Here is a 16,573-nt window from a genome sequence, read left to right on the forward strand (position 1 = left end):
CTTACGACTTGAGGGGTTTTAACAGCATGTTGATGAAGCGCCGCCCGCGGGACTCGACCGCAGGGGGTGGAGCGGTGCGGCCGATGACGATGCAGGAGATGTTGTCGCGACCGCCATGTGTGTTGGCCTGGTCGATCAACTGTTCCACCAGGTTTTCCAGGGTGTCGGCGAAGGTGCAGCTGGCATGGATCTGGGCGTCGGTCAGTTCGTTGGTCAGGCCGTCACTGCACAGCAGCAGCAGCTCGCCGGGCTTGAGGGTGCCGTTGTGGGCACCAACCTCCAGCGGCGCCTCGCGCCCCAGGCAGCGCAGGATGATGTTGCGCCAGGTGTGGCCTTGAGCCTCGGCCGGCTTCAGCTCGCCGGCATCGATCATCATCTGCACCCAGCTATGGTCCCGCGTCAGCTGCTCGATCCCGTTGGCGGTGACCAGATAGGCGCGGCTGTCGCCGACCCAGGTGAGTTCGAAGTCGGCGCCCTTGAAATGTGCGGCGACCAGGGTGGTGCCCATGCCGTCGTCCACGGCGGCGCCCAGTACCGCCTGGTTGGCCTGCTGGACCGCCGCCTGCAGCGGCTCGCCATCTGCGATCGCCTGCTGCAACGCCGACAGCGCCAGGCTGCTCGCGACCTCCCCGCACTGATGCCCACCCATGCCGTCGGCGATGGCCCAGAGCCCCAGTTCCGGCGCGCAAAGCAGTGCATCTTCATTATGGCTGCGCCTGCGCCCGGGCGAGCTTTGCCCGGCGTGGTCCAGCCATGAATCGGAAAGGGTAGGTTGCATGCGAGGGCCCTGCGGCACGACGTCGAGCGAGCATGATGCGTGGGGCATGTGCGACTGTCATCGATTGGCGCTGGAGCAAGCGCAAAACTGTTAACTCGTGCAAAGGCGCAGAATTTTTACTCTGCGCGTACTCCATTCATGGAGGTTCGAGGCCGCTTCGGAAGGCCACCATTCAAAGAGGGCTGATGCTTCGGTGCTCTATCTGCTGAGCTCGTACGTACACATGTTGACCGTCGCCGCCAGGTTCAGCGATTCGATGGCGCCGCAGCCGGGAATCGTGAAGGGCTCGGCCTTCAGGACGCTCAGTTGCTCGCGGGGCACTCCGCGGGCCTCGTTGCCGAACAGGTAGCAATCGAAGGTTCGGAAACGCGCCGACTGCACCGGCTCGCCATTCATATCCAGGCAGGCGATGCGCTCGAAGCGGCTGTGCAACGAATCCAGCGCCACATCCAGTTCCATCGGCGCATGGAAGATGGCGCCCATGCTCGAACGCACGGCCTTGGGGTTGTACGGGTCGACGCTGCCGGGGCTCAGCAGGCAGCGAAAATTGCCGAACCAGGCCAGGGTGCGCAGGATGGTGCCGAGGTTGCCCGGGTCCTGGATTTCATGCAGGTAGATGGCGCGTTCGCCCGCGACGGGTGCGGCAATCGACGCGCCTGTCGCCGGCATCGGCACCAGTGCAACGATGCCTTGCGGGGTCTTGGTATCGGCGATCTGCGCCATCTGGCGGTCGCTGATCAGGTGGGTCCTGAACGGGCTTTGCCAGTGCTCGTAGGCACTGGTCACATACAGCTCGCTGCGCTCCAGCTGCGGGTTGCGCAGAGCCGCCTTCTGCAGCTCCAGCGCCAGATGCTCACCCTCCACCAGAAAATGCCCGAACTCGGCCCGGTATTTCTTCTGGTGCAGCTTCTTGATGTCGTCGAGTTTCATCAGGGCGGTGCTCAGTTGCTCTGCACTTCGGGCTGGCCCAGGTCAGCCAGCATCGACTTGGCCAGGGCCTCGGCGACCTTGATGCCGTCCACGCCCGCCGAGAGGATGCCGCCGGCGTAACCGGCGCCTTCACCGGCCGGGTACAGGCCGCGCAGGTTGAGGCTCTGCAATGTCTCGTTGTCGCGGGTGATGCGCACCGGCGACGAGGTTCGGGTTTCGATGCCGGTGAGCACCGCGTCAGCTCGATCGAATCCGCGGATCTGCTTGCCGAATGCCGGTAGTGCTTCGCGGATCGCCTCGATCGCATACTCGGGCAGCGACGGCGCCAGATCGCCCAGGCGCACGCCCGGTTTGTAGGAGGGTTCGACCTCGCCGAACTCGGTCGAGGGCACGCCGCGAATGAAGTCGCCGACCAACTGCGCGGGGGCGCAGTAATCGCTGCCACCCAGTTCGTAGGCACGCGACTCCAGTCGTTCCTGCAGCTCCACGCCGGCCAGCGCATCGCCGGGGAAATCCTGCTCGGGGTTGATGCCGACGACGATGCCGGCATTGGCGTTGCGCTCGTTGCGCGAATACTGGCTCATGCCGTTGGTCACCACGCGCCCCGGCTCGGAGGTGGCGGCCACCACGGTGCCGCCCGGGCACATGCAGAAGCTGTAGACGGCGCGGCCGTTCTTGGCGTGATACACCAGCTTGTAGTCCGCCGCACCCAGCTCCGGGTGGCCGGCGTACTTGCCCAGGCGGGCCTGGTCGATCATCCCTTGCGGGTGTTCGATGCGGAAACCCACGGCAAACGGCTTGGCTTCGATGTATACACCCTGGCGATGCAGCATGCGGAAGGTATCGCGCGAGCTGTGGCCCAGCGCCAGCACTACGTGGCGGCTGCGCAGCGTCTCGCCATTGGCCAGCACCACACCTTCGAGCTGGCCATCGTCGATCACGAGATCGGTCACCTTGCTCTCGAAGCGCACTTCACCGCCGAGGGCGATGATTTCCTCGCGCATCGCCGCAACCACGCCGGTGAGGCGGAAGGTGCCGATATGCGGCTTGCTGACGTACATGATCTCTTCCGGCGCGCCGGCGCGGACGAACTCGTGCATCACCTTGCGCGCGTAGAACTTCGGGTCCTTGATCTGGCTATAGAGCTTGCCGTCGGAGAACAGCCCGGCGCCACCCTCGCCGAACTGCACGTTGGATTCCGGCGTCAGGGTCTTCTTGCGCCACAGTGCCCAGGTGTCCTTGGTACGGCTGCGCACATCCTTGCCGCGCTCCAGCACGATGGGCTTGAAGCCCATCTGTGCCAGCAGCAGCGCGGCGAACAGTCCGCAGGGGCCGAAGCCCACCACCAGCGGCCGCTCGTTCAGCTTGGCTGGCGCCTGGCCGACCGGGTAGTAGCGGGTATCCGGCGCCGGGCGCACGTGGTTGTCGTTGGCGAAGCGCGCCAGGATCGCCGCCTCGTCGCGGGCCTCCAGATCGATGATGTAGATGAACAGAATGACGCTGTTCTTCTTGCGCGCATCGTAGCTGCGCTTGAACACGGTGAAGTTCAGCAGGTCGGCGTCGCTGATGTTCAGGCGTTTGACGATGGCCTGGCGCAACTCATCGGCGGAGTGATCGAGGGGCAGGGACAGTTCGTTGATGCGAATCATGGCGGTAATCCTGGCCGGTGACTCCGGCAGAGGAAGAAGGGGCGGGGGTAGGGCGCGGATTGTACCCGTCGCCACGCGCCCCTGTCAGGCTGCGCTGAGGACTTCCAGGGCCTGTGTGCCGCGACCGGCGCCCGCGGATCGGCATTATCGGCTTATAATCGCCGCCACTTTGCGTCCAGCGGTTGCGCCTTGCTCCGCCTGTTGGTCCGCGCCTCACCTTGATTCTCCGTGGTTGGCTCTATCATGAAACGATCCAAAAGCAGCCGTCGTTGGCTGGATGAACACGTCAACGATCCCTTCGTCAAACGCGCCCAGAAGGACGGCTTGCGCTCGCGCTCCAGCTACAAGCTGATCGAGCTGAACGAGAAGGACAAACTGATACGCCCCGGCATGCTGGTCATGGACCTCGGCTCCGCGCCTGGTGGCTGGTCACAGGTGGCCGGCGGCATCGTCGGCGAGAAGGGCAGGGTACTGGCCACCGACATCCTGCCGATGGGCGGTCTGGACAACGTCGATTTCGTACAGGGCGATTTCACCGAGGATGCCGTGTTCCAGCAGATCCTCGACATGCTCGATGGCCGGCAGCCCGATCTGATCGTCTCCGACATCGCGCCGAACATCAGTGGCGTCGCAGCCGCCGACCAGGCCGCCTCGATGTATCTGGTCGAACTGACCCTCGACATGGTCCGCCAGGTGCTCAAGCCCGGTGGCAACTACGTGGTCAAGGTCTTCCAGGGCGAAGGCTCGGACGACTTCCTCAAGGACGTGCGCAGCTCGTTCGAGAAAGTGTCGATCCGCAAACCGGAAGCATCGCGCCCGCGTTCGCGTGAGGTCTATCTGGTGGCCAAGGGCTTCAAGGGTTAGTGATTCGGTGTGGCAGAAAGGCTGGCCCGAAGGCCAGCCGGTACATTTCAGATTCTAGCGATGCTCCGTCTGCAAGGACTTGGGCGCGCTCGCTAATCCCTTCTCATGATCTAGTTTTTTCAATTCCTTACGAGTCGCTGCTAGCGGTAGAAATCGGTCAGAGGCAGTAGGCACGCCAGCTGTGAGGCTAAAAGTGCTCTAGGAAAGTGGTCTACTCACAGCTTGGCTGAGCGGATTGCGGGATGCCTTTGGCTATTTCGGCGGTGTGCCGGAGGCGCTGTTCAATAACGCCAGCACGGTCATCCTTGAGCGCGAAGCCTACGGCGGGGGCTGCATCGCTGGCGCCCACGGCTGGTGGCGCTTGCTGATGAGTATGGCGCCGGCCAATCTCGATGCGATTGGCCCGTCGGACTCGTGAGGAATTTCGCTCACAACATGTCGTTCAAGAAGGCAGCGGGATTCGCGCCGATTAAGGCTCTGTTGGCGAAGGATTTCCTCTCAGCGACGCTTTAATTGACCTGAGCATCGCTGGCTTCTCCTCGTTGTGCCTGATGACCATGGAGCTACCCACTGAGCTGTGGCCCTCGTAGTCCAAGAGATCAGAGATCCGGGACACCAACCAGCAAGTGAGACGGCGGAGTGACCTCCGCCGTCTCTATCCCTACAGAGTGGCAGTCTGGTTCACGTTCGCAATGGCCTGTTCAAGTCGCTGCTTGCTCTGTGCAGAGACTTTCTGCAGCCCTATAGCACGTGCCATGGCATAGAGCAGGTTATCGACCAGTTCCCCGCGCGCCAGGGCTTCTCGCGCCAGAGCCTCAAGCTCCTTCTGACTGATCTCGTCCACGGCGCGTAGGCTGTCACTATCGACAGCCTTTCGGAACGATACTGCGCTGTCATCTTCGAGATGGGATGGCCAATAGAAGTCGCCGACATCTTCTATCGTTTTGCGGTGCGACTTCTCCGCTAGCCGGCTGACGCGTTCCCGAATGCGATTGCCGGTGCGTACCCAGCCATGTGCCCGTGCAATCCGCTGAGCCAGGATAACGTCAAGTACTGGGCCCTCATGGACCACGACGTGAGCGATCATGGCGGCCAGGACGTCGTTGTAATGCTCCTCGAAGAATGCCACCGGGTCGACGGACGTAACGGCGGCAAGCGGATCGACCTTACGGTACACCGCCGACTGCTGTTCACGTATTGCACCAGAAGTGGGGGTAGATGCCCTCGCATATTGGTTGCTGACCGGAGGGGCGTCGGCCACGCTGTCAGCAGGTAGGGCGATCTCCTCTATCGGTGGTGCGTCTTCGCTGGTGACCTCGACTTCCTCTTCTATCACCTCAGCGTGGTGTGCCAAATCGGCTTGCGCACTGGCGTGGCGGGCACGGCTTTCAGTCAGCAGAGCTTCCAGGCGTTCATGGAGTTTTTCGGCGGTTCCGATGGGGTTGATCCACCAGTCGGTCGACCAGACACGCAATATCTCCCAGCCGAGGCCACGTAGCACCTGCTCGCGGAGCTTGTCGCGGTCCCGGGCCGTGGCGCTGCGATGATAGGTGGCACCGTCACATTCAACGCCCGCGAGGTAGCGGCCCGGAGCGTCCGGGTGAACCACGGCGAGGTCAATCCGGAACGCAGAGACGCCAATCTGCGTCGCAACATGCCAGCCCTTGCGGCCCAACGCCTTGGCTACCTGTTCCTCGAATGGGCTGTCGAAGCTCCCCAGGCTGTCTGCAGTCGCCTCGATGATTGCCCGCGGACCGCGCTCGGCGAATTCGAGGAAGTGCTTCATGTCTCGTACGCCGATGGACTGGGTGCGGGCCAGATCGATGAGGTCCGGGCTCATGGTGGAGAACACGAGTAGCTCATGGCGAGCGCGGGTAACCGCAACGTTCAAGCGGCGTTCACCGCCTGGACGGTTCATTGGCCCGAAACTCATCGTCATATGGCCTGCGGCATCCCGGCCATAGGTGATGGAGAAGTAGATGATGTCCCGCTCGTCGCCCTGCACGCTCTCCAGGTTCTTAACGAAGACCGGTTCCAACTGCGTATCGGCGAAGTGGCTCTCGAGTGAGGGGTCCTTGCGTCGCTCGGCATCAAGCAGGTCTTCAATGAGGCGCTGCTGCTCGCCATTGAAGGTAACGACGCCGAAGGTCAGTTTGTTCTCCTTCGCCTCGCGGGTGCGCAGGCGTGCCACGAGATGTGCCACTAGGGCTTTTGCTTCGCCCAGGTTGGTGCGTGAGCCGCCCCTGTCATAGACGCCTTGAACGATGTTCAGGCTTACCGCTCGATCTGATGTGACCGGTGCCGGGAAGGTGACCAGGTTGCCTTTGTAGTACCGATGGTTGGAGAAAGTGATCAGGCTTTCGTGCCGGCTGCGGTAGTGCCAATTTAGATCGAGCGTTGGCAGGTTTGCACTCAGGCACTCGTCCAGGATGCTCTCCAGATCCGGTTCGATATCATCGTCTTCATTCGTCGTTTCAGCGCGATCGAAGAAGGAGGTTGGTGGCATCTGCTTCGGGTCCCCAACCATGATCACTTGGCGTCCCCGTGCGATGGCGCCGATGGCATCCCACACCGGAATTTGTGAGGATTCGTCGAAAATGACCACGTCGAACACAGTCGATGTCGTCGAAAGGTATTGTGCAATGGATAGTGGGCTCATCAGCATGCATGGCGTGAGTTTTGCCAGGGCTGATGGAATCGTCGACATCAGTTCACGAAGTGGCTTGTGCCGAGTTTTCTTCGAAATCTCGTGGCGCAGTACGCCCCATTCCGAGGCTTGAGTGACGCTGTCGGGAGTCGGCAGTCCTGCACACAGACGAGCTCGCAGCAAATCTCGGGTGAGGACGGTAAGTTGCTCGTCGAGCGCGCGGAAATCTCGGATGCGTTGTTCATGCTCAACGCTGACGAAGTTGCGAATAGTCGGCTCTTGGTCGACCGTCGCATTCAACCACCAGCGAGCATAGTTCGCTTGGAACACTTTCTTGATCGTGCCTTGAGCAAGGAGACCATCTTCAAGGGCTTGTATGAGCGGTCGGAGCCCCAGCACGGATGCTTCGTCGCGGACTTTGCACCATGCGCTCCAAGCATGCAGGCTGTGCTCGGCCTGGATGATACCTTCACACTGCTGACGTAGCGCGTCTAGGGAAAGGCTGCCAATACGTTCTGCGCCTTCGATACTGAATTTCCCAGCCGAGGCCAGTCGCTCCAAGCTGCTATTGAGCTTTGCCGAGGAATCCAGATACTGCCGACCATATTGGTTAACCAGCCCTTGCGGTTCGAGGAGGGCGTTGCCATCACCCAGTAGCTGCGTCAACGCCGACTTCAGGGCGGTGATTTCGTCGGAGGTACGTGCTAATTGGGAAACGGCGGTTGCGATGTGCCCTTGGAAATTCACTGCGGCCAAAGCCATGTCTGTCTTGGTGTGTAAACCGGTCCAGATGCCGGCAGCGAGGTCACGCAGCTCTGCGTATTCCTTAAGGCCCCGTTCGCTGTTTGCCCGATGTTCGAGCAAGTTGTGCTCTGCCTGCAGTGCCGGCCCACACTTGCCGCTGGCGATCAGGTCATGGTCCTGTTCCAAGCACCCTTCCTCGGCTATCGCACGACGTTCTTTCTGAAATGCAATCGCGGCAGCGAGATTGGTTTTACTGGTGTTGAGACCCCGCCATAGGCCTGCGTCGGCTAACTTCAGAGACTCGCCGTGGGCCGTAATTCTCCGCTCAAGCGCGCGTTGTTCACGCATCGCGTCAAGTGTGCCCTTCAGCGCAGGGCCGGCCACACCCTGACTGATCAGTTCAAAGCCTACATCTTCCCAGCCACGGTTCTCCTTGGCTGCTTGAATGGCGACTTGAAGCGTTTTCACTTGGTGGATTACAGCCGGATCTGAGCTCGCTCCCCGCCAGAACTCGGCGGTTTCGGAATCGAGCCGCAAGCCTTCTATCTGCTGACGCACAGTTCGGATTGAGGCCAAGTTCTGGAGGTCGACGGGGATGTTGGCTTCGGAGTTTCCGTCGATGACCTGACTTAGTTGCTGCTTGATCCGCCGCTTACTCAGCCAGGACTTAGGCCAGAACGATTGGTCGGCCTGGTTCCATTCGTCAAGTAACGCGGCGACATCCAGATCTTCAATGCCGGGGCCGTAGGTAACCGATAGGCACTGATGCAGTGCTGCGATTTCGTCAAACAGCTTGAGTGCCTGTGACAGCACGACCATGGTCGGAACGGAGAGTGGCTCCGGCAACGACTGCGTCAGCCGGGTGTGCTGTTCAAGAAGCTCTAAGCCATCCTGGCATGCAGTAATCGTGGTTTGCGACCAGGGCGCTGGAAGCTTGCCGTTGATCTCGCGATGCAAGTTAACCAGCTCACAACCTTGTTGTAAGCGCTGTGCAATGAGGCGGGCATCTGGCCTAAGGGCGAATCGCCAATCCTGTCCGGCTGCCTGGGGCAGGGTGGTGGCGAGAGCGGAGAGGCCGTCGCGCACGGTAAGAGTGAGCTCTGCGTTGGGAAGGTTAGCCGCCCCAATGAAGTTTGCTGCGTCCATCGCAACCGAATTGATTGCTGGGATAACCTCGCGCGCGGCTAGGATTACCTGCTGCTGCCAGGTTGGTGACCAATCATGCTGGCTAATAGCGCCAAGGGGGTGTTCGGTCAGCTTGTGGTACCCAATCGATTGCGCATTCACTTCCAGGCGATCAGTGATTTCCAGCAGGCGATGCAACGCCTCTCGGTCATGCATCAGCGGTGTGGGCCATGACAGCGAAACAACGGGCAGGTCTTGGCCGGCGATGGTGGCGCCGATTGCGTCGTAGATACTCAGCCCATTTGGGTAACGATGGTGCAATCGATCGACGTAGATGTTGAGGCCCGTGCGCAGCGACTCAAGGCGTTCGGCCTCGACTTTCCAGGTCTCAGCGTCCGCGTTGCCGCGAGCCTGCCAAGCGGCATTGAGTTGCGACAGCACATCCGTCTTGCTCGCCTTATTGGAGTGAACCTCCAGGCAGAACTCGCCCAGCCCCACTTCGCGTAGGCGGCGGTACACCACATTGAGCGCCGCGATCTTCTCCGAGACGAAAAGCACGCGTTTATCTTCGGCGATGAACTGGGCGATCATGTTCACGATGGTTTGGCTTTTGCCGGTTCCCGGCGGCCCGATCAGGACGAAGTCCTTCTGCTGTGACGCAGCCAGCACCGCCGACAGCTGTGACGAGTCATAGGGTAGGGGGCAGAAAACCTGCTTCGGACTGTACTCGGCGTCGAGCCTGTTGCTGGCAGGGAAGGGGGTATTAGTGGCTGAGGCATACGCGTCGCGGGGCGTATCCAGCAGATGACGTACCACTGGGTTGTCCCGCAGAGCATCGGTGCGCTCGGTGAGATCCTTCCACATCAGATATTTGGCGAAGGAAAACATTGAGAGAACAACGTCCTCACTCACTTCCCAGCCTTTGATGTCCTTGACTGCATGCGCGACGTTGCGCCAGATCGCATCGATGTCCAGGCCCGATTCGTCTCGCGGCAACTCACCCTCGGCAACGCCAAGGTTCAGATCGTAGTCCTGGCGCAGCATTTCGATCAGGGTCGGGTTAAAGCGTGGTTCGTCGTCATGCAGGATGATCGTAAAGCCCGAGCGCGCACTTTTCCGCTCCAGCGTCACCGGAATCAGGATCAGCGGTGCACGATAGCGTTGGTTGTCCCGATCCTCCCGTGTCCATGAAAGGAATCCAAGAGCGAGGAACAGGGTGTTGGCGCCCCCTTCCTGAAGGTTGGTCCTGGCTCCCCGGTACAGCTCGATCAAGCGGCTGTCGAGTTCTGCTTGCGACAAGGCGATGAATACCTCATTACGCTTAAGTGCATCCAGTGCGTGTTGCCTCCGAACGTTTTCATGCTCACGGGCTTCGTAAAGCTCCTTGTCGCGCGGATCTGCACCATCCATCAGATCCGGTCGTGTCATCAGTTTGATTTGCTTGCCGGTGGCTAACAAATCTTCGAGCGCGCCTGGGTTAGGTGCCTCCAGCTTGAGCGCTTTTTTTCCGGCTTTGAAGTTGAGCAGGTTGTTTCGTAGAGACAGGTCGAGCAGCTTGCGCTGCCAGCGACCGAGACGATCCCGAGGGTCGAGGCCGGCGATATCCATGGTATCCGCGACATCGCTCGGTAAGGCCATGGGCGCTTCGATTTCGGGGGTAAACACTGGAGTGGTTTCTTCTTGAGCGGCACCACTACCATGAACTTGCGCGTCGCCGCTGGCCATTGGCTTGATTCGCTGCAAGCGTGCTCGACGAATGTCCAACGCCATTTCGAACGAAGTCTCTTTACCTTCGGCAAGGTGATCCGCCCCACGCTCGATGGCGTAACGCAACCCCACCGACGGGCGCTGGGTTACGAGAGTGGTTTCGAACAGCACAAGTTCGTTGAGCTTCATGCGCTTGCGCAGAGCGGCGATATCGTCGACGACAGTTGTCGTGAACTCTTCGTTCTTCAGCCATACGCCGGCAAAAGCGTGGCCATGCGTGAAGATGATCAGAGGATTAAGGCCTGCTTGCTCAAGTAGGGCACAAAACAGCATGGTGGTGTCGAAGCAGGTCGCAAGACCGTGCTCAGCCAAGTGGCTGGGGCTTCGCACTTTCTGCCCGTCTCTCTCGAAACTGGCCGGCGGTAGCGCATAGTCCAGCCCCATGGACACCACCGTACTCCAGACTGCGGAAACGATTTCCCAGGCATGCTCTGAGCCGCTCGTATAACCATCGAGAGCGGCGCTCTTGCCGTTCTTGCGCAGCAGTTCGGCCGCCTTCTTAAGCAGGGCCTCCACGGCCAGGTCGTTGGGCTGCACGAACGCGGCCGTTAATTCCGGAAGGTGGGCCAGGCCTCCCCACTGATTCCGTGGCAATACTTCCAGCGGGAGTTCAGTCTGAGCAATGACTGCGCGGGGTTCTTCCGGAGAGTCAGCTCTGCAGGTCAGGACGAAGTTGAGTGTCGAGTGCTCGGCCTCGGTCAGTTTGGCAAGCATGCCTCCATCGACGGCCAGGTCGAGCCCTGGAATTTGCCGAAAAACCTGCGCCCCGAGCTCAGAGATATGCCAGGTTTTCGGCTTGAAAACTGTTGGGTCGGAGGACAGCGTAAGTTCTAGATCGCCGTACTTCGTTGTGGTCTCGTTGATGACGCGTAGTTCACGGATAAGCGGAACAGCATTCTGATAGTCGGCGAGGTTGAGCTTGGCGACGATGGTGGTTTGGATCTTCACCGTTTTGACTGACGGGGGCTCGATTGGCTCAATTGGCGACGTGTCTTCGACAGTCAAGGACTCGGAGGTTGGGGCAGCTACCTCATGGCTGTGCAGGTCGTTGCTTCCGCTTTCAACTACATCATCGCTCATCTGAGCCTCCCTGGCGCTTAAGGTCAGCCGTTGGCCAAGCTGAGCCCTCTGAAGTTAGTTTCGGTACGTGCCGCGGCAACGCTATCGGCGAGCCCGTCCAATAAAAAACTAGCTGGAGGATTGTAGGCTGCTCGACTGCAGGTCAAGCGCGTGTAGGGTATCCAGCTGTTTCCCTATGCAAGCATTTCGCCGCTAGAACAAACACTCCACATGATGGTACCTGTTTCGTGGGAAGGGTGGACATGGACTGAACTCAGCGGACGGGAAGTGTACCCAGTGGGTCCACACTAGCTAGTCCGCTTCTGGCCGATACCCCAATACTCTCCTTCATCCCGCAACACAGCCATGTAACGGACTGACCATCCAAGCAATCCTCCCCAATCCTCCAATACTCTTTTTCGTCCAGGACTGTGAAAGGCAACGCCTTACGCCATCGCCTGCAGAAATCGCCCAATCCGCTCCAGTACCACATCCGGTTGCTCGCGATGCGGTACATGGCCTACGCCTGGCAGCAGCGCCTGTTCGACATGGCCGCTGGCGTGTGTAGCGATCAGTTGCAGGTGGCGTTCCGAGCCGAATTCGTCGTTGTCGCCATGGATGGCCAGTGCCGGGCAGCGTACTTGAGGCAGGGTGTGGGCGAGGGTCCAGGAGGCGAAGTCGGGGGCGAGCCAGGTGTCGATCCAGGCGCTGAGCACCCAGTCGCTACGCTCGTCGTGGTAGCGGCGCAGGCGTTCGCGCTGTGCGGGGTTGGCGAACCAGCTTCTGGCTTGGCGGATGCCTTCCAGCGTGCGTGCTTCGACGAAGGTGACCGCCGACATGGTGATCATCGCCTGGCAGGCTTCGGGATATTGCGCGGCGCAGTGCACCGCCATGCTGCCGCCGACGCTGTGGCCGACCACCACGAAACGCTCGATACCCAGATGTTCCAGTACATGGGCGAAGCCATGCGCGGCTTCATCCTCGACGAAGGTCGGCGCGGGCGGGGCATTCAGTCGGTCGGAGCGACCGAAGCCCAGCCGATCATAGGCGACCACCGTGCGGCCGGTGGCATTGGCGAGCGCGGCGGGAAAATCCTTCCATTGTTCGATGCAGCCGAGCGACTCGTGCAGCAGCAGGATCGGTGCTCGGTTCGGGCGCAGGGTGCCAGCGTCGGGGAACCAGCTGCGGACGAACATCTGCCCAAACGTGCTCTGTACCCAGAGATCGGTCGGGGCGCTGCCGAGCGTTGCGCTAGTGGTCATGGAGGCGTTCCTGAGCGGTGCGGACCGCATAGCAGTACTGGTCTTTTACGTAAACGTCAACATGCGGTGATGGATGTATCCGTTATCGGTTGCTGCGATTGGGAGAGGCGGGCAGTTGCAACCCGCGCTGCGCTACACAGCGTCTGGCGACTGGGTCGGCTCAGTTGGATTCATGGCGATCACGCCCGCCACAGGGGGCACCTCAGCTCAGATAACGTTGGAACCAGGCGATGGTGCGTTGCCAGGCCAGCTCCGCCGCCTGCTCGTCGTAGCGCGGGGTGCTGTCGTTGTGAAAGCCGTGCTGGGTGCCGGGGTAGATGTAGGCCTCGTAGTGCTTGCCGGCCGCCTTGAGCGCGGCCTCATAGGCGGGCCAGGTTTCATTGATGCGCTCGTCGTGTTCGGCGAACTGGAACAGCAACGGTGCCTGGATCTTCTCGACATCCGCCGGATCGGCCTGGCGCCCATAGAACGGCACCGCTGCCGCCAGTTCCGGGTATGCGACTGCGGCGGCATTGGCCACGCCACCGCCATAGCAGAAGCCGGTAATGCCGACCTTCCCGGTAGTCGCCTCATGGGCCATCAGCCATTCGATGGCGGCGAAGAAGTCGTTCATCAGCTTTTGCGGGTCGACCGCGGCCTGCAGTTCACGGCCCTTGTCGTCGTTGCCGGGATAGCCACCGACCGAACTCAGCCCGTCCGGCGCCAGGGCGATGAAACCGGCCTTGGCCACGCGCCGGGCGACGTCTTCGATGTAGGGGTTGAGGCCGCGATTTTCGTGGACGACAACGATGCCTGGCACCTTGCCCTCGGCCTTGGTCGGACGGACCAGATAGGCGCGCACCTCACCGTGGCCGCTGGGTGATGGGTAGTTGACGTATTCGGCGACGATGTCCGGATCGGTGAAGGCGACCTGCTGGGCCAACGCATAGTTGGGCGTGAGCGCATCGAGCACCGCCACGGCGGTCGTGCTGCACAGGGTGAAAGCCGCGGCGCGGTCGAGGAATTCCCGCCGGCTGAGCTTGCCGTGGACGTAGAAGTCGTAGAGCTCGAGCAGTTCGGGGGCGAAGTCTTTCGCGGTAAGACGTTCCATCGGCGGCTCCGTCGAGTATCGAAAGCGATGCTGGGTGTTTGCGCTGACAGCGGGTGCAGCAGCCAGTGTAGTCAGCCGGGCAGGAGATGCCGCGTTTGCAGACGATCTTTACGGCGTTCAGCGCGGGCGAGCTGCCTCGATGGGCGTCAGTTGGCCGTCCTTGCCCAGGTGCAGGCGCATGAAGTCTTCGGCGAGCAGCAGCTGGCCGGCGTAGAGCGCGCTGGCTTCGGCGCGCAGGTCGTCGATCGAGTGACCACGTCCGGCGTTCTTCTGATAGCGCGCGCTGAAGTGGGTCAGCACCAGGTTCTGCAGTCCGACCGTTTGCGCAAAGCGCGCTACCGATGCCGCAGTGCTGTGGCCGAAACCGTTGCGTGCGTCGTTGGCCACCGCTTCGGTGTAGGTCGCCTCGTGCACCAGCAACTGGGCGCCGCGACAGGCGTCGGCAAGCAGTTCGGGCCGATCGTTGTCACCGCCGATGACGATGCGTTGCGGCGCACGGCTGAAGCTCAGGTAGTCGTCGCTGCGCAGTATCCGGCCTTCGTGCTCGACATCGAAGCCGCGCGCCAGTTGGCCCCAGAGTGGCCCGCGGGGTACGCCGTCGCGTTCGAGGCGGTCGATGTCCAGGCGCGGATCGGGCCGGGCCTCGGTGAAGCTGTAGCCGTAGCAGGGCACGCGGTGGGACAGGGCGGTGGCCTCGATGCGCATGTTCGGGCTGCGCCATTCGCCCAGCGATTCGACTGCATGGAATTCGAGGTCGTAGCCCAGCCAGCTCTGGCTCATCTCCAGCGTCGCGCGCACCCAGGTTTCGATGCCGTGCGGGGCGATGATCGTCAGCGCGGCCTTGCGCCCCATCATCCCGGCGCTGGCGAGCAGGCCGGGCAGACCGTAGCAGTGGTCGCCGTGCACATGGGTGATGCAGATGGCACGCAGGTCGTGCAGCGACAGTGGTGTGCGCAGCAGCCGGTGCTGGGTGCCTTCGCCACAGTCGATCAGGTACCAACTCTTGCCGGTGTCCTCCAGCAAGGCGAGGGCGGACACGTTGCGGGCGCGGGTGGGGGTGCCGGATGAGGTGCCGAGAAATAACAGATCCACGCCACTGTTCCTTCTGCAGTCAGGTGATCACGATTGGTCGAGTGTTGCCGGCGCGGTCGCCGTTGCGTTTCTCCCGACATATCCCCTCACAGTTGTGCCTGTTTTCATGGGGCCGGGTAAAGGTTGCTGAAAGCTTGGCTTCGTAGTCTCCGGGTTTAGCTGTTTCAGCTGGATAAAAATAATGAGGAGATAAGCTGTGTTGACCTTGATTGGTCTGTTGACCATTTGCAGCCTGGTTGTGTTGTTGCTCGTCGGGCGCATGGCGCCCATTCTGCCGCTGATCCTGGTGCCCCTGGCAGGCGCCTTGCTCGCAGGTTTCGGGCTGGAGGCCATTACCGGGTTCTTCGCCGATGGCCTGGGCAAGGTGATCTCCATCGCCACCATGTTCGTCTTCGCCATCACTTTCTTTGGTGTTCTGCAGGATACCGGGTTGTTCCGCCCCATTATCGGGACAATGGTGAAGCTGACTCGCGGCAATGTCATCGCTGTTACGGTGGCCACCGCCGTGATCGGTATGTTGGCGCACCTCGATGGCGCCGGTGCGACTACCTTTCTGCTGACGATTCCCGCCTTGCTGCCGCTTTATCGACAGCTGCGCATGAGCCCTTACCTGATGTTGCTGTTGCTGGCCCTCGGTGCCGGCATCTTCAACATGGTGCCCTGGGCAGGGCCGCTCGGCCGTGCGGCGGCGGTCACGGGTATCGAAGTCACCGAGCTGTGGCGTCCGTTGATCGCCATTCAGGGCGTCGGCGTGGCGCTGTTGGTGGCGCTGGCGGCGTTGCTGGGCTGGCGTGAGCAGCGGCGCATCGCATCGGGCGTCGGTGGTGCCGATGTCGATGTACTGGTCGAAAGCCACCACAATCTCCACGAGCCCACCGAAGAAGAACGTGCGCTGGAGCGCCCAGGCCGGCTCTGGGTCAATGGTGGTCTGTTCCTGCTGGTGCTGATCTCGCTGTTCGCCGGTGTGCTGCCGGCCGGCTACATCTTCATGATCGGGCTGTCGTTGGTGTTGCTGGTCAACTACCCCGGCGGCAAGGCCCAGATGCAACGCATCGCCGCCCATGCACCGGCTGCGCTGAGTATGGGCATGATCATTCTGGCGGCCGGCTCGATGCTGGGTATTTTCACCGGTACGGGCATGCTGACGTCCATTGCGCAGGATCTGGTTCAGGTGTTGCCAGCCTCGATGGTGCCCAATCTGCACATCATCCTCGGCGTGTTCGGTCTGCCGATGGAGCTGATGTTGAGCACCGATGCCTATTACTTCGGCCTGCTGCCGGTAACGCTGGAAGTGGTGGCGAACCATGGTGTCGAGCCGGCGAGCGTTGTTTATGCCATGACCATTGGCAACATCATCGGCACCTTCATCAGCCCCTTCTCGCCAGCGCTCTGGCTTGCTCTCGGGCTGGCCGGTCTCGACCTGGGCCGGCACATCCGCTACTCGCTGTGGTGGATGTGGGGCTTTTCCCTGGTGTTGTTCTTCGTTGCCTGGGCGCTCGGTCTGTTCTGAAACCTGCATGACCGTGGCAGGCTCGGCGCTTTTGAAAACGATCATTCGAAAGCGCC

At 61.3% G+C, this 16,573-nt stretch carries 9 protein-coding genes and 1 pseudogene; 3 read left to right on the forward strand and 7 right to left on the reverse strand.

Translation table 11 applies throughout. The annotated features are described in order from the left end of the window. Window position 1: 1 nt before the first annotated feature. The 3 genes from P5704_020550 to P5704_020560 all read right to left on the reverse strand — a co-directional run bounded on the left by P5704_020550 (window position 2) and on the right by P5704_020560 (window position 3,357). Complete coding sequence (locus tag P5704_020550; protein WOF78374.1) at window positions 2-778, reverse strand: protein phosphatase 2C domain-containing protein; 777 nt, start codon at window positions 776-778, stop codon at window positions 2-4. Window positions 779-976: 198 nt separating this feature from the next. Then, complete coding sequence (locus tag P5704_020555; GenBank protein ID WOF78375.1) at window positions 977-1,708, reverse strand: RNA methyltransferase; 732 nt, start codon at window positions 1,706-1,708, stop codon at window positions 977-979. A gap of 11 nt (window positions 1,709-1,719) precedes the next feature. Next, window positions 1,720-3,357, reverse strand: coding sequence for an NAD(P)/FAD-dependent oxidoreductase (locus P5704_020560; protein ID WOF78376.1), 1,638 nt, complete (start codon window positions 3,355-3,357; stop codon window positions 1,720-1,722). Between the two features lie 243 nt (window positions 3,358-3,600). Between P5704_020560 and rlmE the strand changes: the two genes are divergently transcribed. Together rlmE and P5704_020570 are read left to right on the forward strand one after the other, a co-directional pair. Continuing rightward, window positions 3,601-4,221: a 23S rRNA (uridine(2552)-2'-O)-methyltransferase RlmE gene (rlmE, locus tag P5704_020565; protein WOF78377.1), complete on the forward strand. Its 621-nt coding sequence runs from the start codon at window positions 3,601-3,603 to the stop codon at window positions 4,219-4,221. A gap of 220 nt (window positions 4,222-4,441) precedes the next feature. Continuing rightward, window positions 4,442-4,599: pseudogene (locus P5704_020570) on the forward strand (IS21 family transposase). Between the two features lie 283 nt (window positions 4,600-4,882). Here P5704_020570 and P5704_020575 read toward each other — a convergent pair. The 4 genes from P5704_020575 to P5704_020590 form a co-directional block, all read right to left on the reverse strand. Next, window positions 4,883-11,584 (reverse strand): DUF3320 domain-containing protein, encoded by a 6,702-nt coding sequence (locus P5704_020575; protein ID WOF78378.1) that lies wholly within the window; start codon window positions 11,582-11,584, stop codon window positions 4,883-4,885. Window positions 11,585-12,009: 425 nt separating this feature from the next. Then, on the reverse strand, window positions 12,010-12,825 hold the full coding sequence (locus tag P5704_020580; protein WOF78379.1) for an alpha/beta hydrolase: 816 nt from the start codon (window positions 12,823-12,825) through the stop codon (window positions 12,010-12,012). Between the two features lie 202 nt (window positions 12,826-13,027). Further along, window positions 13,028-13,915, reverse strand: coding sequence for a YghX family hydrolase (gene yghX, locus P5704_020585; GenBank protein WOF78380.1), 888 nt, complete (start codon window positions 13,913-13,915; stop codon window positions 13,028-13,030). A gap of 117 nt (window positions 13,916-14,032) precedes the next feature. Continuing rightward, window positions 14,033-15,007, reverse strand: a complete 975-nt coding sequence (locus P5704_020590; GenBank protein WOF78381.1) for a ribonuclease Z — start codon at window positions 15,005-15,007, stop codon at window positions 14,033-14,035. Window positions 15,008-15,203: 196 nt separating this feature from the next. On the opposite strand from P5704_020590, the gene P5704_020595 reads away from it, so the two are divergent. After that, the gene (locus P5704_020595; GenBank protein ID WOF78382.1) at window positions 15,204-16,517 is read left to right on the forward strand and encodes a citrate:proton symporter; all 1,314 of its coding nucleotides are present in this window, start codon (window positions 15,204-15,206) and stop codon (window positions 16,515-16,517) included. Window positions 16,518-16,573 lie beyond the last annotated feature (56 nt).

The organism is Pseudomonas sp. FeN3W (genome assembly GCA_030263805.2).
GTDB classification, from domain to species: Bacteria; Pseudomonadota; Gammaproteobacteria; order Pseudomonadales; family Pseudomonadaceae; genus Stutzerimonas; species Stutzerimonas stutzeri_G.